Raw genomic sequence first — 21,642 nt, 5'->3', positions numbered from 1 at the left:
ACGCCTCCTATACACCTGTACCAAACGAACAGACAGGATAATGGCAAGTTTCACACTTCAAACATAAGCCGCCTAAACCCCATTTTACGATCATGGAACGAGTAATCGTCTCATTGGCTATTACAAGCGGTAAAACCAGATCAAATACCGTTGTCTTACTATACATAACACACCCGGGCAAACCTAGAATAGGAACATCTCCTAAATAAGCAACCATAAGCATAGCTCCTGGTAATACGGGCGCTCCATAAGTAACAATCTTCGCCCCTGAATTACGGATTCCCAGCGGCGTCACATCATCAGGATCTACTGACATGCCGCCAGTTGTCAAAATCAGCTCTGCTCCCTCGGCAATCAGTTGATGAATTGATCGAGTAATCTCTTCGGCCTGATCAGAAACAATGCACTGACGAATCACTTCACAGCCATAGTTTTCCACCTTCTGCTTTACAACAGGACCAAATTTATCTTCGATCCGTCCATGATATACTTCACTGCCTGTTGTAACAATGCCAGCCCTGCGAGGTCTAAAAGGCTTGACGGTAATAACCGGGTCTCGAGCGCCAATCGCTTCAGCCTGCCGAATTTTTTCCTCTTCCATCATGAGCGGTACAACACGGACTGAAGCAATTGTATCGCCTTTTTTCACAGGACGATAATTGCTGCGTGTCGCTACAATCATATCTTCTATCGTATTGATCTGCACGAGCGTCTCTTCGTCAATCACGCAAATGCCGTCTTCTTCAGCAACAAGATTGACCTTACCTTCATGGGGCTCAGTTAGAAAAAGTCCGGGCGCGGCTACCGCTTTCGCCAAGCGAATCCCTGCGTCATTTTCATGCAGCAAGCCTTCTTGCGGCAACCATACATAAATGTGTTCTTTACCTATACTTAGTAACTCAGGCACATCGGCTTCAGTAATTACGTGCCCTTTTTTAAAAGCTCTTCCTTTATACTCGCCGGGAACAATTTTGGTTATATCATGACACAAAACCGAGCCAACAGCTTCTTCTACTCTAATCATCTCCATGGTCTTCATCCCTTTCCGCGCTTTTGGCCTTCCAGCAATTATTCCATAATTTCAATCAGATCGCCAGCCTGAATCCACCCGGAAGTAATCATTTTAGTAAAAATCCCTTCTCGCGGCATAATGCAGTCACCGACCTGTTGGCGAATCGCACAACCGCCATGACATTCTTTGCCGATCTGCGTAACTTCCATAACGGTGCTGCCGACTTTCAGCCGCGTTCCTACGGGAAGCTCAAACAGAGTAATCCCTTCTGTTGTAATATTTTCAGCAAAGCTGCCTGTGGCCAGTTCACTTAACCCCATTGCTTCCATTTTATGAACACTTTCTATTCCTAGCAAACTAACCTGTCTATGCCATTTACCAGCATGAGCATCTCCTTCCAGACCATGTTCTGTCAGAAAATGTCCCTGGTCAATTGCTTCTTTCGGAACTCCCTTTTCTCTGCTAATATTAACTGCTAATACTTTTGCCATCATTATTCTCCTCCTCATGATTCTTCAATTCTATTTTATTTTTAAGTCCTAGGTCTCGATCAACCTTGGCCGCACTCTGCTGCAGCGCCTATCAAAATATCCAGGCCATGGTCAAGCGGCCCCATGATAGCCTCCAAAGACTCTCTAACGCCTTTCACACTACCAGGCAAATTAATAATCAACGTTTTATTGCGTATACCGGAAACCGCACGAGATAACATCGCTTTTGGCGTTTTTTGCAATCCGTAAAAACGAATCGCCTCAGCAATGCCTGGCGCCTCTTTCGTAATAACTGCCTTTGTCGCCTCAGGCGTTACATCACGGTTGGAAAAACCGGTTCCGCCTGACGTCAAAAGCAACTCAACACCTACTTCATCACAAATGTAACGCATTTTTTCTTCAATTAAGGCTTGTTCGTCAGGAATAATTTCATAATAGATAACTTTGTAGTTTTTTTCTAGCAGCCTTTGTATTTCCTGACCACTGCCATCTTCTCTCTCTCCCCGCGACCCTTTATCACTTAAAATCAAAATGCCTAGTGTATGCATAAATGTCAGTCCCCTTTACCACTATCAATTTCATTGCGCCGTACATGACCGCTTTTCCCGCCCTGTTTTTCTAGCAGGCCAATATTAGTAATAGTCATCCAGCGATCTACGGCCTTACTCATATCATAAATTGTAAGCGCCGCAATGGACGCGCCGCTAATAGCCTCCATCTCCACGCCAGTCTTACCAGTTGTTTTCGCTTCGCAAAGAATTACAATTTGTGATTCTTCCGGCTCAAGTTGAAAGGAAATATCAACAGATGATAAAAACAGCGGATGACACATCGGTATCAGGGACGACGTCTGCTTGGCGCCCATAATTCCGGCAACCTGTGCAACACCTAAAACATCACCTTTTTTCATGGTTCCTGCCGCAATTTTCTGCAAGGTTTCCGCTTGCATTTTTACAACAGCCCTGGCAACAGCCACTCGAACCGTATCGTCCTTAGCGCTCACATCGACCATGCGAGCCCGTCCTTCTGTATTAAAATGCGTAAATTCCATCATTAGCCTCCAATTTGATACATTTTTCGTTCATTGTCGGCCCCCCAGCCTTCTGCCATATGATGCCTGTTGGGCTTTTCCAAAATAGCTTTTCGCAACAGCTCTGTGATTTTTTCATCATTGAGACCATTTTGCAACGCTAGTTGTACATTAATTTCTTTTTTCCCGAAAAGGCAGCCTCTAATCTTACCATCAGCCGTCATTCGAATCCGATTGCATTCTTGGCAAAAATGATGGCTCATCGGACTGATAAAACCTACCGACCCCTTGCCGCCTTCAAGATTATAGCTTTTCGCCGGTCCACCGCCTCGTACCAGCGAAGTTGAAAGAAGCTTGTAGTCTTGCTCAATAATTTCCTTTACTTCATCAACACCCATCAGGCGATCTTGTTGATAAAAAGGCAAATCACCTACAGGCATAAACTCGATAAATCGAACATGAAGCGGCAATCTAAAAGCAAGTCTGGCAAAATCAGCAATTTCCTGATCATTGATCCCCTTCATTACAACGACATTGATCTTGACAGGATTCATGTCTAGTTTCAGAGCGGTTTCAATTGCTTTTGTCACATCACCAACATGTCCCCGACGGGTAATATAGTGAAAACAGTCCTCTTTAAGACTATCTAAACTGAAATTTACCCGAGTAAGCCCTGCTGCTTTTAATTCTCTAGCCATAGCCGTAAACAGAACGCCATTTGTTGTAAGACCAATGTCTTCAATTTGCGCCTGTTCTGCTGTTGCCCTGATTAGCTTTGTAATATCTTTACGAACGAGCGGCTCTCCACCGGTAAAACGCACCTTGCAAATACCAAGACCAGCAGCTAAAACAACGATCCGTTCAATCTGCTCCAACGATAAAACGCCATAATGTCCAATATTATCAACGCCTTCTTCGGGCATACAGTAGCGGCAGCGCAGGTTGCAGCGATCCGTAACAGAAATACGCAAATAGTCAATTTCTCGGCCAAAACTATCTTTCATCCGAGTCCCCACCCTTCTCCTTTAAATAAAGACAAAAACTTTAAAAGAACTTTCATACAGGAAACGTACGAAAACTCTCTTAAAGTTTTCTTATGCGTCTCCTTTCCAAACAGGAGGCAGCCGGATTTCTCCGGTTACCTTGCGGGCTGTGAGCCCAGGCCGTGCAATCCTGGCGAACTTTAGATCGCACGGCTCGGAGATATATATTTATCATCTAGGATTTATTCCATTTGCTTCCTGCCGCATAGGTGCTGCCAATTGTCGCTCCCAACTTATAATACTTCCTGTCAATAGCACTGCTTATTAGCGGTGAAACGCTTGCCATACGCACTGCATTCTGTTCATCAAGCACTGCTTCCTCAGCGTGAACCTCTAAAATTTCACCGATAAACTGCCAGTGTGATCCTAGTTCCAGTTGACAGCGAACGTGACATTCAAATACTACAAGCGCTTGTGCAAAAACTGGCGCATGAACCAAAACGCCGGATACTGCCTGCCAGCCTAAAGCCATGCACTTGTCTTCCTCTCGCCCTGAGTGCATTCCCATATAATCAGCCTGCACCATCTGCATAGTTGAAACAATATTAACTGTAAAAGCTTCTTGTTTGCGTATATTTTCATAAGTATAACGTTCTTTTTTCACCGAAATAGCAAGACAAGGCGGCTCAGAACAGCAGATACCTCCCCAGGAAAGGGGCATCACATTAGGACGATCCAGCTCGTCATAGGTACCAATGAGCCATACTGGTGACGGAAACGGTAATAGTGAAGGCCCCAACCGCTTTTTCATTCCCCGACTGCCGCCTCAGCTAATGATCCCTGACAGCTGCTGCCAGCGCCCGCTACGCAGGAAAAACAGTGTTCTCCAACACAAACGGCTTTTCCCAGCACATCCTGCGCTGTTGCCTCAGCCACAGTAGCGATGCCAGGAATCGGCAGTTGGAGTGCCTGATTGAAATCACAATCATACAAACGCCCCTGCCAATCTACACTCACTTGGCTGCAACACATGACTTTCTCCAGGTTTTTTTCATTAAAATGATTGGCCTGCATCTTAATATACGAATCCAGTTCCCCCTCCTGCTCCAAGTGCTGACGAAAACGGCCGACTGGCACATTCGTGATCGTAAACAAATGATTGAACTGGATCGCAAAATTTTCCCAGAGGATGCGTTTATAATCCGCTTCCAACTCCGCCTGTGGCCCTGGCAATACAGGGCCTCCTGGATTGTATACTAAATCCAGCGTAAGATTCGGTTCTGTTCCATAACCAATTTTATTAAGCTTTTGTAACACGCGGATACTAGAATCATAAACCCCGGCGCCACGCTGTGCTTCGACGTTTTCAGCTGTATAACAAGGCAAAGATGCAATAATACCTACTTGCTGCTCCCGGAAAAACGATCTTAAATAGGAATACTTTTTATGTTCCAAGAGCGTCAGGTTACTCCGTACGGTAATCGTTTTAACCGAAGGCAGCTTGCGCAATCCTAGTATGAGATAAGGCAACTGCGGATTCAGTTCAGGCGCACCGCCAGTAATATCAATATGAGAAATCCGAGTCCGTCTGACAAAGGCCATACAATCACTGAGTACATCAGGCCCCATCATTTCCTCTCGCTGCGGGCCAGCGTCCACATGACAATGGTTGCAGTGCAAATTACACATATAACCGACATTGATCTGTAAACTGTGAAGTTCGGAACGAGTTAAAGGCATTTTTGCCTCCTGTATATACGCTGTAAAATCCTCCATAGTGTCCTCCTGTTTTCCATCATCAATTATTACAAGGCAAAGCTGCGACCATCATAGGCAATACTTACTGTATTGTACTTTTGCAAAACAGTTTCTAATTCCTGAGTAGAAATCGCTTGAGCATAATGCATAGACAAATGGGTCAAGACAGTATGTTCAACCTGCATTTTTTCGCCCAATAAAATAGCCTGATCAACTGACATATGCGACTTAGGATACCAGTTGTCGCCATAAAAAGTTGCATCACAGATAAGCCATTGTACTCCTTTTACATATTTCTCTGTTACACTCGGCAATCCGGCTGTATCGGTAAAGTAGGCAATCGCTCCTTTGGGTGAAGTCAAAAGTATGCCTGCCGTTTCTATGCCATGTTCAGCTGGAAGAGTCATGATCTGTATATCGCCAAAGTCAACTGGTTGTTCAAAAACCCATGGTTCTATCTGAATAATATCGTTCAACTGAGGAAACGTTGCCTGACATTCCTGTACAGCGCTAGGCGGCAGCCGCAACAGAACCTTGCTTTTTCGTTTGAGTCGTATATAATACTCCAGCTCCCCTAAGCCGCCAAAGTGGTCATAATGCCAATGAGTAATCCACACTTCATCAAATGAATCGATATCATGGTCAATAAGCTGTTGTCTGATATCTGGTGAAACATCAATCAAAATCCGATAGTCACCACTCTGCACCAGAGCACTGCTGCGTGTTCTTCTAAGTGCTCGCTTTTCCTTAGCTGCTCTACATTCCGCGCAAGAACAAAAAAACGAAGGAACACCAGGGCCACAACCTGATCCTAATATCATGAAATGATTTACAATTTCTTTCATAGCTTTTTCCGCATCCTTTCCGCAAGCATAGCTACAGGCCGACATTCGTCTTGCGAACAACAGAATTGGCACTGACAGTCAAAGGGATAAGCGAGCTTAGAAAAATCACTCACAATAAAACCGTATTTTTCATAAAAGCCAACGACACTCCCCTTTGCAACAGTCGTAACCCGAAACACTTCCGGCGTTGCTTCGGAAAAATCATAACAGTAACGGGCTGGATTTTTGATCAACGCTTGAAGAAAGCTCGCTCCTAAGCGTTTTCCTTGCCAGCCTGGTTCAACAGCAAAAACAGCTAAGTGGAATTCCCCCACCACTTCAGTCGGTACAACCATAGCACCTGCCGCTATTTTATCGCCCTTCCTCACAACGACATGAAATTCCGCGGGCCCCGCTATATCCATTTGATATGATAAAAAGAGATTTCTTAGTGCAGCTTCGTCACTTTCCTGAGCAAAGGTAATCGTAGGTGTCATCTCGCAACTCCTGAGCTCCTTTCTTGTTATAAGTTCTTCCAGTAAAAAATTTGAATGTTTCGTCCATTTATACTTTAGCAAGTTTTGTGCCAATGTCCCAACAGCAGGAATAGGGGGACTTTGGCAGAAAAGCTCTTCTCTTTTCGTTTCATTTTGCGATTTAGTTTTTCCGATTCCCATTTTGACACAATGAGATAAACAACAAGGAAGAATCGCTTTTATCAAACGATCCTTCCTTGTTGTTATCTATTTTATTGTTCATACTTGTTATTTACCAAAAGGACAAACAGGATAGGTACAAGTATTGCACTGCAAACAAAGGCCGCCATAACCGAGTTCCGCAAAATCAAGTTTTGACATCCATTCTCCGGCCAAAATTCGTGGAAAAACAAGATCAAAAATAGTAATTTTAGCATACATGCCACAGCCAGGCATGCCCATAATCACCGTATCGCCATGGTAAGCCAGCATAAACATAGCACCTGGCAGTACTGGTGTTCCATACGTAACAACCTGCGCTCCTGTAGAGCGAATTGCGTCAGGCGTCACATCGCTCGGATCAATAGACATACCGCCTGTAGCAATAATAATGTCTACCCCGCGCTCTTTATAGTCAAGAATGGTTTGCTTGATCGCCTCACGATCATCGGGCTGATACACAATATCGACAAGCGTTGCCCCATACCCCGCCACTTTTTCGGCAAAAATCGGTGCATAACGGTCTTTAATCCGGCCATAATATACTTCATTGCCTGTAATGATCGCGCCAACATTCAGATTGCGCAGCGATTTCACAGAAATAATTCCATTGTATTGACCAGCGATACTTTCGACCGAAAGAACCATTGTTTCATTCACAACAAGAGGCACTACCTTGATTCCGGCCAACAATTCGCCGCGTTTTACCAGTATATTGTCATGACGCGTTGACACAACGGCATGCTCGACCATATTAATCGCGGTCACTGCAGTGCGATTGATTTTCAGCAACCCGTCACTATCGGCAATAATATTAATCCGTCCATCTTTCGGCTCAGTCATAACAACATTTTCACCGCAGACAGATTCAGCAATCCGAACAATCGCATCTTCTTCATGAATTTGTCCAGGCAATAAATCTAACAGGAAAATAGGATCACTGCCTATTTTCTTTAAATAAGGAACATCTTCGGCACAAATAACATGACCTTTTTTCAGTACTTCGCCGCCATAGCCAGAAATAGGACTCGTCAAATTCCGTCCTAAAACCATTCCCACTGCATCTTCCGCATTTACTTTACGTAAGCTCATACGGATCCCTCCTGCGTCACTCTAGTCAACGGACCAGACTCGGCAAGGAATCCCGTTATATACCGAGGTTCCTGTCAATGGATCCGCCGCTTCTGCATCGGCCTGAGTCAAAATATTGGCATTGGCAATCCAAAGCCCGCTTAGCGTAGGCTCTGCTTTGGCCATTTCTGGATACCACCAACCATATTCTACGCTCACAACGCCATCGCACATCGTAATAATTTTGACAATAAAACGTGCTTTTCCTCTTTCTGTTTCCACCCATACAGGAATTCCATCACTTACCCCCAGCTGTTTGGCCGTAGCGGGACTCATTTCGATAAGCGGTGCAGGATGGAGCTTGCGCAAAGCATCAAATTGCCGAAAACTTGATGCATAATAAGGCTGAAACCGAGCACCGGTAATCAGTTGCAGCGGAAATTTAGCTTTATCGCGGCCTAGTCGGACTTTGGGCAGTGGATCACCGCCAATTGCTTTCAAAAGCTCGCTATACAATTCTACCTTGCCAGTCATCGTAGCAAAACCAACAGGCTTACCAGTCTGGCTGTCAATCCGTTCATATTTTTGGTGATCTTCTTCGGGATAATATAGACCGGACTCGCAAAAATCCTGCCACGTAAATCCCGTTGGCGCTAAAATATCTTCTAATGTATCTTCTAAACTTTCCCAAGGCCATTGACCTTCCTGCCCTAGACGCAATCCGAGTTCCCGCCAAAAAGCATAGTCTGTACGCCGTTCATAATACGGCGCCACTGCTTTTTGACCGCCGTAAGCAATATTGGCCGTACCTGCTTTCGTCTCAAACAAGGGACGCTCCAGCGCTCCCGCACTTGGCAGGATAAAATCAGCCAGCATAGCTGTTGGCGTTTGAAATAGTTCGAGACACACCAATAGATCAAGCTTTTTTAAAGCCTTATAGACTAAGTGCGTATCAGCCTGCGTCAACAAAGGATTCGTTGCCATAACCACAAGCGACCGTATCGGATAAGGTTTGCCTGTGATGATCGCGTTCCAGACTAGATTGGGCTGTGCCGATGTCAGATAGCGTAGCGGCAGCCGCTTATTATGGCGCATCGTCAGCTCCCGAACCCGATCATACCCCTTATAAGACTGCAGTAAAAACGAATTGAGCTGCTTTTGCCGCACAGAATCAGGAAGATTTTCACTCAGTTCCAGATCTAATTCTGGAATAAAATCGGGCATTTCATGAATATGCGAAGCCCCATCACGATCAATATTTCCTGTAATGGCTTTCAACAGTGCTAGGCCATGATGGGTCGGTACACTATTGCAGCCAATCTGATCAATTCCTCTCCCCGAAAAGAGTGTGGCTGGACCATTTTTCGCATACAAGCGAGCCGCTTTTATAATCAGCTCAACCTCAACACCAGTTTTTTCGGCCACATTTGCTGGCGTATAGGCCGAAACATGCTGAACTAGCTCGCTAAAGCCATGGCACCAATTTTCCACAAAAGCTTGATCATAGAGTTTTTCCTTAATAATTACATGCAATAGCCCTAATACCAGAATTGCATCAGTTCCCGGTCGTACAGGCAGCCATAACTGCGCGAGCTGCGCGGCGCGAGTTTTTCGCGGATCAACAACAATGAAGGGCTTACCTGTTTTACGAAAATGAATCATCTCTCGCCATAGCAGTGAATTATCTGATTCAGCAGGATTCATTCCCCACACAACCAGACAATTCGTTTTTGCCGGATCAAGTTCACTTTCAATAGGCCAGCCAAATAAAACGGTATTGATCCAGGTTCCTGGGTTCCAACAAATCTGGCCAATTCCCATATTATTGGGACTGCCAAATAAATTCATAAACCGATGTAAAGGCCAATATATAGCATGAGGGCCACCAATGCATGTTGCCAGCATTTCCGGTCCATAGCGATTTTTCAGTTCTTCCAGCTTTTGTGCAATTTCGCCAAGAGCCTCATCCCACGATACTCGCTGCCATTGGCCGCTGCCCCGCTCCCCCACGCGTTTCAGTGGATAATTAATCCGCTCCGGATGATCAATAAATTGCGGCGCCAACCGCCAGCGCGAGCAACCGCGCTGAATGCTTTCATCACCAGGATACTGCGTGGGATCCGGTCTAACACTTTTCACTTTACCATTTTTCACATCAGCCAACAGCCCGCACTGATAACCGCAGAAACGACAATTCGTTTTGACCAAATTGACTGCCTCTAGATCATTCGGTTGACTCGTCATAACTCATTCTTCCTTTTTCCCTCTTTATTTGTCAACTGATACACGCAAAAAGGAATAATATGGCCATCAGGCCCCATAACGGTCATGCTGCATTCCTGTATTTTTTTCAAATCAAGAATATCCGCATCCATAAAATTCATCATAACGACTGACAATCCACGTTGTATCTCAGGAAATAAGGCTTGCGCAATATCAGGAAATACCGCCCCTTGCGGACTGGACGGATCAAAAGCCGCTTGATAGGTTTGGGGCGTAATCATACTCGTAAGTGAAACAATAGCCCCATCCTGTTCCACAAGATAAGTTGCCGCATCACATAGAGGATGGGAACAGCCCAACGGCCAAAAATCATTTGCTTTGACAATACCGTCACTTTGTTGTTCCAACATATGGGCTACGTCGCCAATTGTCAAGCGCCGCACTGGCGCCACATCAAAACGGCCTGAACCAAAAGCAGGCTGATAAGCTACACCAGCAATCACATCATTATTTTCCAATGCAAATTTCAAGACAGCTCCAACGTGATCATCGTTGATGCCGGCAATAACGGTCATCGCTAATACCACCTGAACTCCCTGGCGTCGACAATTGGCAATCGCTTGCATTTTTTTTGCCAAAAGGTCACGACCGCGGATTGTTTTATATAAAGAGCCGTTCATTCCGTCAAACTGCAAGTACACGCCACTGATCCCCGCCGCAGCAAGCTTGGCTAAATAAGCCTCATCTTCGGCAATAACCAGGCCGTTAGTATTGATTTCAATCGCTGAAAATCCAACGCTTCTTCCTAATGCTACAATATCAGGCAAATCAGGCCGTACTGTTGGTTCACCGCCAGTGAGTTGAATACTAACATCAAAACCGACTTGATCTCTTACCGTTTCAAACATGCCTTTCAGTACTGGCAAAGAGTACTCCTTATCTTTTACGCAAGCCTCTTCCCCAGCCGCCATGAAGCAGACAGGACAGCGCAAATTACAACGGTGAGTCGTTTCAAATTCAACCAAAGTCGGACGACGGCGGTGTGTTTCACATAGGCCGCAGTCTTCAAGGCAGCGGCCCGTTGACGGTCGAACAGTTTGCGGTTTTATATAAGGAAAGTGAAAACTGCTCATCCAACGATAGTGCTCGGCATCAGGCCATAAATAAGACTCAAAAGCGCCGTGCTCCGGACATTCTTTTTCCATATAGACAGCCTGATCACGCGTAGTAATCTGTGCTGCAATTACCTTCAAACAAACAGGGCAGACACTCTTAGTCGTATCAATCAGGTTGGTTTGTTGCTTCGGCTTAGATAATTGCACATGGCTCACTCCTAACTCAATGGGTAGATATTAGCTTTATTACTTGTTCCAAGCTTTAATAAAGGCCTCATCACCTTTGGGCAGACGAGACCGATACAATACTTCTCCTGGCAGCCAAGTGCGGTCTTTACCACCATAAATAACCAACATACGCATGGTTATACCGCCAAAGAGCGTTAAAGCAGCTCCAGCTGCTCGCAGGTTCATTGAATCAGACAGTAATAGAATCAGCGGCACAAGCGTACCAACAAACAGGAATCCGCCTTTAAACCACAGGGAAAAATCCCCCTTCAGCCAACGCTGGGCCGCCACAGTTTCCGCCGCCTGACCGCCGCTCTTTTTAACAGCCACATAGCCCAGCCAAAACAGCAATTGAAAAAAGAGCAATACTGCGGCAATCGTCGGAAATACGGACAGCGCATCAGTCAGTGTAGCTGGCGGAATTACTAGACCGCACAGAATATGGGCTGCCAATCCGGTTACAAAAGACGAAAGAACGAATAAAACCATTATGCCAGGCCCATGCCAGAACGGCCGACCTTTGTGCCGTGCGAGTAAAACCCCGGGATACGTGGCAACAACAAGACCACTGACGGCACAAAGGATCGCAAAAATCTTACGAATAAGCGCCCAATTGCTCCAGTAAAAGAAATCAAAACCAAATGACGCATAAATCAGTCCGAAAGTAATCGCAAAAGACATACACCAAGCACCAACTGTCAGGATTGCTTTAGGATTCATAAATACCCGTAAGGCCTGGAACGGTCTTCCTAGTTCGAGAATCAGCATAGCCGACCCCAGACCAATCACTACAGGCGCTAATACATTAGCAAGCAAAGAAGTCCGTCCTTCTCCCACAAACAAATCAAGGACTCCTATAATCACGAGCATTCCGCCGCCCATGCCAGCAAGAAAAATATCAACAGCCAGCATCCATCCCCAAATATCATGCTTCTGACTCATCAGAGCTTCACCTCCGAATCACAAATATAAAATACATAGGGCTCTGTTCCCAGTTCTCCCAATAATCGTACTGGATGATTGGAATGAACTAGCTTATATACTTCACTAGACGGATCATCAAGATCACCAAAAATTCTCGCCTTCTGGTGACAGGTTTTCACGCAATGCGGCAGTAATCCCGCATAAATGCGATCTTTACAAAAGTCACATTTTTGCACAGTCCCTTTTTCATGATTGGAAACTCGCGCACCGTAAGGGCAAGCCATCACGCAAGCCTTACAACTAATGCACTTTTTCTCTTCCACAAAAACAATACCGTCGTCATTTTGCTGCGATGCCCCCGTCGGACAAGCGTCAACACAGGGAGAGTTGCCGCAATGCATGCATAAAAGTGGCAGATGCACCATATGCACATCAGGAAATACACCAGTAGGCCCAATCGTCGTAACCGGATTATAGATCATATCAAGGGGGAGATGGTTATGAACCTTACAGGCAACGGTACAAGAATGGCAACCGATACAACGTCGCGTATCAATCACCATAGCATAACGCGTCATCTCACTTCGCCTCCTTTGCATTAGCTGCAGTCACTTTATATACCTTACAGAGCAGCCCACGGTTGGCCCAGGCGCCGCTAAAAGGATCACAGTCATCATCATTCACACTTGTCAAAACATTCGCATTGGATTCCATACAGCCGCCAAGTTCTGGCGCATTCATATCGCGCTCCGGATACCACCAGCCGCGCTGTACGAATACGACCCGGGGATCAATGCTTTGTGTCAGATTTGCCTTTTGTTTGATACGACCTCGTTTCGTTTCAATCCATACCCAGTCGCCATCATGAATTGCTAGTTTTTCGGCTGTAATCGGATTGATATCCATATAGGGCTCATGACGCAAGAAACGGAGCTCCTTAATCTGGAAATGTTCCGAGTGATGGTAAGGCATAAATCCGCCGCCTGTCGTTAACACCAGCGGGTACTCGTCGGCAATCTCCGGATCATCTAATTCATTTTCTGATGGACCAACATAGGTTGGCAGTGGCGGATAACCTAGATCTTTTAGTACCGTTGAATAAAGCTCTACCTTTTTTGACGGCGTGGCAAAACCGATCCGTTTATATTTTTGATATTCCCGTTCGGGGAAATGGAAACGGTAATTTTCTACGAATTCGTCATAGTTTTTTACGCCATAGCCTAGTGGTTCAATTTTACTGTAATAAGCATCTTCCACGGTTTCCCATGGCCACATCCCATCTTGCCCAAGGTGCAGACCTAGATCACGCCAGAAATTATAATCATTGCGTCGTTCATACATTGGCTGAATGGCCCGTTGTGATGCAAGTAGGAAGTCGGCGCAGCCATAAGAACTTGTAATCGTCGGCCGTTCCAACGCTCCGGCAATCGGCAGCACATAATCAGACAGCATGGCCGTCGGTGTCAGCCAGTAGTCACAAGTTACAAGAAAATCAACAGCTTTTAAGGCTTCCAACGTTAGATTCGAATCACCATAGGAATTGATTGGGTTTGTTGCCGAAACAAGTAAGGCTTTTACGGGATAGGGCTTTTCTGTCAATATAGCCTTGAATACAGAGGGCGGATGAGCCTCACACATCCATTCAGCCGTTGGCGCCTTGCCCCATACTTCTTTTGTCAGCTCAGCAATCCGGCTATATCCCGGCCAAGTAATCAGGCGGAACTGATCCGAACCAATCTGCTTCGCTTTCTGTCCATCAGGCAGCTTATCATTCGCTTCCATTTCCTCATCCGTAACAAATTCAGGACTCGGCCCTGTCAAAAGGTCTGATCCTGGCACATCCAGATTACCGGTAATAGCCCGCAGCAAAGCCCGTGCCTGCATGGCTGCCCCAGCTGGTCGGCCGATCTGGTCAATCGACGTTCCCCATTGAATATTGCCTGGTTTATTCATCGCATACATGTGCGCGCTTTCCCTAATCTTATCAGCGCTAATCCAAGTCAGCGGTTCTGCCCACTCCGGCGTATACTCTTCAATATGATCGGCCAGTTCACCAAAGCCTTCGCACCATTCATCAACAAATTCCGGATCAAAGAGCCCTTCAAAAATAATAACATTCAGCCAGGCAAGCGCCAGAGCCAAGTCTGATCCAGGTCGTATGGGAAGCCACATATCGGCTTTTGCCGCCGTTTCTGTATAGCGCGGATCAATCACAATCAGTTTCAAACCTTTTGCTTTCAGATCCATAATATGATGCATTTCCGGCATACCTGACGCCCCGGGGTTTTGCCCCCATAAAACGAGACAGCGACTGCTGTCAAGATCCAAATCAAAAGGACACCAGCCATAAATAGCGGTTTCTACCATGAACGTGGGAATCCAGCAAAGATGAGAATTATGAAATCCATTAGGACTACCGAACAAATTCATAAACCTCCGTCTTGCCCAGTCGTCTGTTCTCTGCGTGCCGCCAGCCGTAGCAACCGCTTCAGCACCGAAAGAATCACGGATTTCTGAAAGTTTTGCGGAAATTTCATCAAGTGCTTGATCCCAGGAAATGCGCTGCCATTGACCATCGCCCCGCTTACCAACCCGTTTCAAAGGGTAATTGACCCGATCCGGATGATCAAGATGCTGCATAGCAATATTTCCCCGGCAACACAAACCGCCTTGGTTGGTCGGAAAATCAGAATCCCCTTCAATATCAAGCACTTTTCCGTCTTTTACATAAGCTAGTACACCGCAATTTTGATGACAAAAATAGCAGCAAGATTTCTTAACTTCTATTCCTTCTTCCGTCATATCAATCATATTCTCCCTATTGCCTCCTTCCTGACATTACAGCGCACGAAATGATCTTCATTTGCCGTTATCGTTAATTTATGCAATAACCATGCCATTGTTATTTTATAAACATTCAGCTTGTTTTCAAGGCAGAAAAGGATCAGAGCTCACCAAACCTCACGTCTTCTTGTATCAAAATGACACGCATTTTCTAAATGTAGGATAAAAAAAGACCCGACAACATCTGCCGAATCTTTTTCACCGTTCAATAGCCAATATGATATTCTTTTAACTTCCGATACAACGTGGATCGACTGATTCCTAGAATTTCCGCCGCACTTGGCACACACTTATTCGTATAATTCAAAGCTGTTTCTATCGCGTTTTTCTCTAGCTTTTCTAAACACAGAATCTCGCCAATCGATTCGCTGCTGTCGCTTCTCCCGCCTTGTTCCTGGGCACAAGCCTCCAGCGGAATATAATAAGGCAGGTTGTCCGGCTTAATTATACCGTCAGAACACATATTAACCGAATAAATCATCGCATTTTGCAACTGCCGCACATTACCAGGCCAAGTGTATTGCTCAATAATCTTCTGAGCTGACAAACTGATCTGGGGAATCTTCCAGCCATTCTTCAAGCAGTAATTCTCTACAAAATACTGACTTAAAGTTGCAATATCGTTACCGCGCTCGCGCAAAGGAGGAATATTGATTGGCAACACAGACAATCGAAAGAATAAATCACCGCGAAATTTATTTTCTTGTACCATCTGATATAAGTTCTTATTGGTAGCTGAAATCAGTCGAAAATCGACCTGCTTATAGTAACGTCCGCCAATACGCATAACTTGCTTATCTTCCAGCGTTCGCAGCAATACAGCCTGCAGTTCAAGCGGCATATCGCCGATCTCATCAAGAAAAAGCGTCCCGCCATGAGCTAGCTCAATTTTACCAGGCCGTCCGCTTCGTTCAGCGCCCGTAAAACTACCGCCTTCATAGCCAAACATTTCGCTTTCGATAAGCTGAGCGGGCATAGCTGCGCAGTTAACAGCAATAAAGGGTCCCTGCGGCCGATACATCTGATGTATCGCCTTAGCAAACAGCTCTTTACCCGTGCCGCTTTCGCCAGTAAGCAAAATACTTTCTCCCATACAAGAAAATTGTCGGGCCATAGCAATACTTTTTTTCAGTTTGTTGCTTTCACCGATCAAGTGTTCAAACGCCGTATCGGTCAGAGCAACGCCTCTACGTCCGCCTTTCACGATACCAGTAACGCTCTTCTCCACTGGCGAAAGCATAACAACAACAATATCACGCTGTTGCGTATAGGAATTCATCTCAGCCATTACAGAAATCTGCCATACTTGTCGATTGCTGCCGCTCCCGATAGTTCCTTCTATCGTAACTGTTTCACCTTTTTCAATCGCCGGAATGAGTGAAGGCACCTGCTGAAAGAAAACCGCAATATTCATACCAACCATATTTGATTCCGGAAGATTGAACAGTGACAGCCCCCGAGCGTTAACATGCAGAATTTTCCCTTGGCGATCCGTAACAACAATGCCTTCGTTCGTCATAGCCATCATAGTAAGCAACGCATGATGAGCCGCCGTCATTCGCGCCATCGTAAAAGAGAAATCCCAGCCCGAAATACTGTCTTTCTCCTGATCTTTAGCGGCACCACAAACCATTTTAGCGACTTTATACTGTGTTTCAATACTGGACGCCAGCGACGCAACAATACCAAAACTATGAAAACAAGTTTTTTCTAGTACTTCTTTATCAATCTCTTCCGTAAACGGGGAATTGAGCAGAACAAGTACCGCTGTCACTTCATTATTCTCATCACGAATAGGAGCAGCAGAAGAAATACAGTCTTGAAAGGCGATACAGTAATGTTCGGGCCCCAGCAATTGAACTGGTTTTCCTAGACGAATACACAGTTCATGGGCCGTCGTCCCCTCCGAATGTTCATCGGAAACAATACCAAGGCGCGAGTTTTTTTCTTGAAACAGCTGAACAGCTTCCCAGTTCCCTTCACTTAGCAAAGCTACACGACTCTTATCAAATAAATACAGAATATCGCCACAGGCAATAAGTTTATCCTTTATATTTTCGATAACCGAATTCGTAATATGAATCAATAAATGATATTTTTGCAGCAACTCTTCCAAATTAGCCTGTGCCAAATTAGCGTGCTTTACAATCGAATAAGGATCGACCCCTAAGCTGCGCGAACGAATCCAAGAATCAAATACCTCTTGATTCATAAAATCTTTCGGGCAAGCATCGGTCTCCTGATTTTGAAAAAACTTTTGCTTATACTGCAAAATGTTCTGCCAACGTTCCCATGCTACGCGTTCTTTCGCCTCAGGTACTTGCTCGGAATGCTTTGTCGATACAGGGTAAATCTGATTGAAACTAGCCACCGTAAAGTCCTCCTAATTCTTACTGATAAGAACCGGACGTAAACCGGGCCTGCAACACTCTACCAAATTCAGTATAAAATAAATTAACTAATATATCAATTGTAAAATTTTTATTATTCTGTAATTTCACTTCGGTGATTCGCCCACTTCTTCTTCGGGAACCTCTGCAAAGGCTTCTATTTGCAGTTTCTGTAAGGAATCAATCGTCCAGCGAGGTGATAAAATATCCTGACTATACAACGACGCAGTCTGCATCGTATGCATAACTGGCAGCATCCCGCCCAAGTCTTCCGGTAAATCAATATCCGGCACCATTTCTACCATCCCCAGGGGAATCTTATTTTCTTTAACTTTTCTAATAACAAGATCAAGAACGGTTCCGCCATTTCGATCATAGAACAGATTGGTAAAGCGAAACGGCGTTGTCCGCGTATAAGCAATTACATTAAATCCTCCAGCCTGATCAGCTGATTCCACGAGCGCAGCGCCAACTTCTTCCTGTTGGCCTGAATGAAGCGAGGCACAACGCATCCCGGCTTCTGATTGCGCTAGACGATACAGTTCCCTCGCCGCATTTTGCAGAACAACGGGCTGTAGTACAGGCATATCGCCGCCAACAATTAAAATACTGTCTGTTCGATGCGGGCCCTGCCCTCGGCCAAGCAAATAATCGGCGCCGTATTGCATCACTTCATTAAAATCACCGCCCTGATCGGGAAAGATCCCTGCAATAGAATCGAAAGCAGCAATTTTTCCTAGTATCTGTTCTAAGTAACCGCGATCCCCATCTTGATTATAGCAAAGATACACATCGCCGCATTGCGCGGCCAAACAATGTTCCACTACATCAAGAAGACAGTGTTCATAAAACATTTTCGCTTCTTTCGCCGTGAAAATCCCGCCTTTTTCTATGGTTAACCGTGTTTTTGTTTTGCCTGCCTCAGGTACTTTCGTAAAAACAAGAATTCCATTTTTCATGGCTATCCCACCATTTCTCCTGATATTTGCGTATCTTTCATCGTGCCTGCTCAGTCCAAAATTTCTTCCTGATTCACCTCAATTCGGATCGCCTTTTGTGGACATTGTCCAACACAGGTATAGCAAGCGCAGCATTTCTTGTCTGTCGACGCAAAGGCAATAGAACCATTACCAGCAGAATTCGATTTTACTCTCATAACCTCTTCAGGACAAAAGGCCTCACAGAGACCACAACCATTGCAGCGACTATCATCAACAGTTATCGTAACACGATACGCTCCCGTTGCCGCAGATACTGCCGAACTGCTTCTAATTACAGGTGGCATATAGATCTTGTTGCGCGCCTCCGGTATGCTTTTAAGCGAAAGTTTCTGCAAAGATTCGGCAAGTGACTCCATTTGTTTAAAAGGCACAGAAAGATAAGCTTCAAAATCATTTAAATCAGTAATAGCCCTGGCCCCATAACAGCCAAAGGATATATTCATTTTTTGGCTTTTCATTACTTGCACTGTTAAATCAGCACAAGTCGAATTATAACCGGAAGTATGAAAAATATGGCGTTCGCCACTGCCATAACTTGATGCACAACAAAGCCACATCATCTGCTCGGGATAGAGAGTAAAAATAACTACATCTGGTTCAAATTCCGCTGCTTCTAGCGGTGCAATAACCGAAGCACTATAAGTACCGGCATCAAATTCCGGCCGCGAAGCAATCATCTTTTGGGCGCATTCAATATTAGGAAGCTTTTTAAACAACAAATATAACTCCCCAGACCGTAATTTCGGCGCCATAGGAATCAATCCCATAATGGCAGCACCGTCGGGGCAAGCGTGTCGGCTAGGCGGCATATAGAGTCCATTGCCGCGCCGCGCTAGATTAATGGATTGACAATGACGCAGCGGCACAGCCGGTTCCATTACTCCGGCAGGAACAGCCTCACCGTCTTTCAGCAGCTTTACGGCAACAGGTGACCACCGCAATGTTAAAATTTCACGAAATCGTGCAACTAGTTCTTTATTTGTCATGTTTATTATCCCCTTCATCTGCAAATAACTGTTCCCATCGCGCTTTGCCATCACTGTTGCTAAACATCGTTTCGAGGCGGTTCTTACCACCATGATAATCTTCATCTACTCCTAGTAGCAACGCCAAGACATGCATAACTGGCACAGTGGCTAATGCAGTATCGTACTTTAATACACAACTAAGACAATAAGCAAGAATTGTATCCGCCTGCAAAGCTGCCGCTTCCTGTTGCCTTTGCTGCACAAGCTCTGCAACTCGTTCCGGTCGAAAATGCGATACCTGACCACCGCTGCCACAGCAAATAGTCTCTTGTCCATGATGCGGCATCTCGGCACAACGAAAACCGTTTGCTCGTAAAGCATTCCTAACTTGCTTAGCAAAAACTCCTTCCTGCCGATCTGGACAAGAATCATGAATTGTATATAGCTTCTTGTCGTCATCGCGCCGCCCAAAAGTAAGAACTTCATAAACAGTTTTTACGGTAACACCCATTCCAGCAAAAACATCACGCAATTCATAGTAACAACCAGGACAAGCAGCAATCACTTCCTGGATTTCATTTCTCTTCACAAAATCCCGCAGTCTCTGATGAAACTGCTCGACACGATCATTTAAACCAACCTGAACCAAAAGCTTGCCACAGCATTCCTCCCACAAACCCGCAGGAGATCCCTGTGCTTGTAACTGCCGCCAAATTTCACGTGTAAGAGCCGATGAATAGGTCATTAGAGTGCAGCCTGGGAAAAAGCACCGCTTTTCGCCACAATTTTCTCGATAAGAAATATCGCTGTAATCAACCTGATAATACGAACGATACGCTTTTGCCAAGTGATTCTTGCGATCAGGCAGCATATATATGTACTCGCTATCGATTATTTCACCAGCAAGAATACCTTCTTGGCGTCTGGCTAGAAACAAGGCACTAGGACTGAGCGACTGAGGGCAGGCCGTTTCACAGGCACCGCAAAAGAAACAACTCCGAGCCTCTTCTAGCGTAATCCCTCTTCTCGCCATAGCTAGCGGTGACTGGCCACTCTCCTGCAATAAAAAACATTGATCCTGACACATGCCACACTCGACGCACTGTGATAGCAACCTGTCTATAGAATCGTCTTTTGACATACTATTCAGATCCTTCCTGTAAAAGACCTTTACCGCTGCGTCGGAGTCGTCATACTTTGCAAACCGATTTTCTCCACAATATGAATCGTATGGCGCGGAACCAACACCGTATCATCATATTGGGCCGATAATTGCAATGCTCGCAACATGGGTATCATACTGGCTAAATCAATAGGGATATCAACATCAGGTGCCATTTCTACCGTAGCAAGCGGTATCTTCCGTTCCCGCGCCTTGTCCACGAGCATATCAAGAGCTGTGACCCCTGACATATTATAAAAGACTTTATAAAAATCAAAAGGAGTTTTTGCGGTAAACCCGACAATGGAAAATCCACCTTCCTGACAAGCGCCCTCCACCAAAGCTGCGCCAAAACTATCGCAGGAATAACCAGCTGCCTGCGCCGCCTGTAAGCCTGCTTCACTCGCTGCGAGCTTTTCCATTTTACGATAAGCAGATTGCAGCATATACGGCTGAATACTAGGAATATCGCCGCCAACGATCATAATACTGTCAGCCAAAGCTTCTGTTCCCAGTAACATATGTTCAGTCGCATACTGCATGCAAGCATCAAAACTGCCGCCCTGATCAGAAAAAATTCCTTTTATCGCCGATCGCTGACTCACCTTAGCTAGTAAACGATCTAGAACCGCCTCATCTCCGTCCTTATCGTGGCAGATCCACACATCGCCGCATTGGGCAGCAATACAAACATTAATTACATCAACCACAGAGCCTTCATAAAAAGCTATGGCTTCTTCATCAGTCAAAATGCCTCCTTTTCGTGTTGTCAAACGGGTTTTTGTCTTGCTCATTTGCGGAACTTTAGAAAATACAACAATTGCATTACGCATCGTAATTCCTCCCAATTAACGTCGTTTTTCTGTAAAGCCAACGCTATCTTTAAGTTAATTATGCAAAGTTCATGCCAAAAAATAAAAGAA

General features: G+C 45.2%; 20 protein-coding genes and 1 riboswitch. All 20 genes read right to left on the bottom strand.

The window, feature by feature from the left end; genetic code table 11:
- Positions 1 to 7: 7 nt before the first annotated feature.
- On the bottom strand, positions 8 to 1,030 hold the full coding sequence (locus tag AC0NJP_RS10295; RefSeq protein ID WP_474699738.1) for a molybdopterin-binding protein: 1,023 nt from the start codon (positions 1,028 to 1,030) through the stop codon (positions 8 to 10).
- Between the two features lie 38 nt (positions 1,031 to 1,068).
- Positions 1,069 to 1,506, bottom strand: a complete 438-nt coding sequence (locus AC0NJP_RS10290) for an MOSC domain-containing protein (protein WP_474040245.1) — start codon at positions 1,504 to 1,506, stop codon at positions 1,069 to 1,071.
- A 56-nt stretch (positions 1,507 to 1,562) separates the two neighbouring features.
- On the bottom strand, positions 1,563 to 2,051 hold the full coding sequence (locus AC0NJP_RS10285; protein ID WP_474040246.1) for a MogA/MoaB family molybdenum cofactor biosynthesis protein: 489 nt from the start codon (positions 2,049 to 2,051) through the stop codon (positions 1,563 to 1,565).
- A gap of 5 nt (positions 2,052 to 2,056) precedes the next feature.
- Complete coding sequence (moaC, locus tag AC0NJP_RS10280; protein ID WP_474699737.1) at positions 2,057 to 2,557, bottom strand: cyclic pyranopterin monophosphate synthase MoaC; 501 nt, start codon at positions 2,555 to 2,557, stop codon at positions 2,057 to 2,059.
- On the bottom strand, positions 2,557 to 3,537 hold the full coding sequence (gene moaA, locus AC0NJP_RS10275) for a GTP 3',8-cyclase MoaA (RefSeq protein ID WP_474699736.1): 981 nt from the start codon (positions 3,535 to 3,537) through the stop codon (positions 2,557 to 2,559). Before moaA ends, moaC begins: the two co-directional genes overlap by 1 nt.
- A gap of 82 nt (positions 3,538 to 3,619) precedes the next feature.
- Positions 3,620 to 3,748, bottom strand: a riboswitch (molybdenum cofactor riboswitch).
- Positions 3,749 to 3,751: 3 nt separating this feature from the next.
- Positions 3,752 to 4,327, bottom strand: coding sequence for a flavin reductase family protein (locus tag AC0NJP_RS10270; RefSeq protein ID WP_474699735.1), 576 nt, complete (start codon positions 4,325 to 4,327; stop codon positions 3,752 to 3,754).
- Positions 4,324 to 5,292 carry an arsenosugar biosynthesis radical SAM (seleno)protein ArsS gene (gene arsS, locus AC0NJP_RS10265; RefSeq protein WP_474040251.1) on the bottom strand — a complete coding sequence of 323 codons (969 nt, stop codon included), beginning with the start codon at positions 5,290 to 5,292 and terminating at the stop codon, positions 4,324 to 4,326. Before arsS ends, AC0NJP_RS10270 begins: the two co-directional genes overlap by 4 nt.
- A 29-nt stretch (positions 5,293 to 5,321) precedes the next feature.
- A complete protein-coding gene (locus tag AC0NJP_RS10260) occupies positions 5,322 to 6,119 on the bottom strand; it encodes an MBL fold metallo-hydrolase (protein ID WP_474699734.1) in 798 nt (265 codons plus the stop codon).
- Positions 6,116 to 6,595, bottom strand: a complete 480-nt coding sequence (locus AC0NJP_RS10255) for a GNAT family N-acetyltransferase (RefSeq protein WP_474699733.1) — start codon at positions 6,593 to 6,595, stop codon at positions 6,116 to 6,118. Before AC0NJP_RS10255 ends, AC0NJP_RS10260 begins: the two co-directional genes overlap by 4 nt.
- A gap of 267 nt (positions 6,596 to 6,862) precedes the next feature.
- Entirely contained in the window at positions 6,863 to 7,885 is a 1,023-nt protein-coding gene (locus AC0NJP_RS10250; protein WP_474699732.1) for a molybdopterin-binding protein, read from the bottom strand.
- Between the two features lie 21 nt (positions 7,886 to 7,906).
- The gene (locus tag AC0NJP_RS10245) at positions 7,907 to 10,108 is read right to left on the bottom strand and encodes a molybdopterin-containing oxidoreductase family protein (protein WP_474699731.1); all 2,202 of its coding nucleotides are present in this window, start codon (positions 10,106 to 10,108) and stop codon (positions 7,907 to 7,909) included.
- The gene (locus tag AC0NJP_RS10240; protein ID WP_474699730.1) at positions 10,105 to 11,409 is read right to left on the bottom strand and encodes a radical SAM protein; all 1,305 of its coding nucleotides are present in this window, start codon (positions 11,407 to 11,409) and stop codon (positions 10,105 to 10,107) included. Before AC0NJP_RS10240 ends, AC0NJP_RS10245 begins: the two co-directional genes overlap by 4 nt.
- A 39-nt stretch (positions 11,410 to 11,448) precedes the next feature.
- Positions 11,449 to 12,372, bottom strand: a complete 924-nt coding sequence (gene nrfD / locus AC0NJP_RS10235) for an NrfD/PsrC family molybdoenzyme membrane anchor subunit (RefSeq protein ID WP_474040258.1) — start codon at positions 12,370 to 12,372, stop codon at positions 11,449 to 11,451.
- Entirely contained in the window at positions 12,372 to 12,932 is a 561-nt protein-coding gene (locus AC0NJP_RS10230) for a 4Fe-4S dicluster domain-containing protein (RefSeq protein WP_474040260.1), read from the bottom strand. The genes nrfD and AC0NJP_RS10230 overlap by 1 nt, the downstream gene beginning before the upstream one ends.
- Before the next feature lies 1 nt (position 12,933).
- On the bottom strand, positions 12,934 to 15,165 hold the full coding sequence (locus tag AC0NJP_RS10225) for a molybdopterin-containing oxidoreductase family protein (protein WP_474699729.1): 2,232 nt from the start codon (positions 15,163 to 15,165) through the stop codon (positions 12,934 to 12,936).
- Positions 15,166 to 15,403: 238 nt separating this feature from the next.
- Positions 15,404 to 17,569 (bottom strand): sigma-54 interaction domain-containing protein, encoded by a 2,166-nt coding sequence (locus tag AC0NJP_RS10220; RefSeq protein ID WP_474040262.1) that lies wholly within the window; start codon positions 17,567 to 17,569, stop codon positions 15,404 to 15,406.
- Positions 17,570 to 17,695: 126 nt separating this feature from the next.
- A complete protein-coding gene (locus tag AC0NJP_RS10215) occupies positions 17,696 to 18,547 on the bottom strand; it encodes a TIGR04282 family arsenosugar biosynthesis glycosyltransferase (RefSeq protein ID WP_474699728.1) in 852 nt (283 codons plus the stop codon).
- A 50-nt stretch (positions 18,548 to 18,597) separates the two neighbouring features.
- The gene (locus tag AC0NJP_RS10210) at positions 18,598 to 19,575 is read right to left on the bottom strand and encodes a DUF169 domain-containing protein (protein ID WP_474040264.1); all 978 of its coding nucleotides are present in this window, start codon (positions 19,573 to 19,575) and stop codon (positions 18,598 to 18,600) included.
- Positions 19,565 to 20,698: a (Fe-S)-binding protein gene (locus AC0NJP_RS10205; protein ID WP_474699727.1), complete on the bottom strand. Its 1,134-nt coding sequence runs from the start codon at positions 20,696 to 20,698 to the stop codon at positions 19,565 to 19,567. Before AC0NJP_RS10205 ends, AC0NJP_RS10210 begins: the two co-directional genes overlap by 11 nt.
- Before the next feature lie 29 nt (positions 20,699 to 20,727).
- On the bottom strand, positions 20,728 to 21,552 hold the full coding sequence (locus tag AC0NJP_RS10200) for a TIGR04282 family arsenosugar biosynthesis glycosyltransferase (protein WP_474699726.1): 825 nt from the start codon (positions 21,550 to 21,552) through the stop codon (positions 20,728 to 20,730).
- Positions 21,553 to 21,642 lie beyond the last annotated feature (90 nt).

It is taken from the genome of Pelorhabdus sp. sgz311002 (assembly GCF_056134285.1).
Note: the sequence above shows the minus strand (reverse complement) of the source record. Positions and strands in the feature narration are given on the sequence as shown.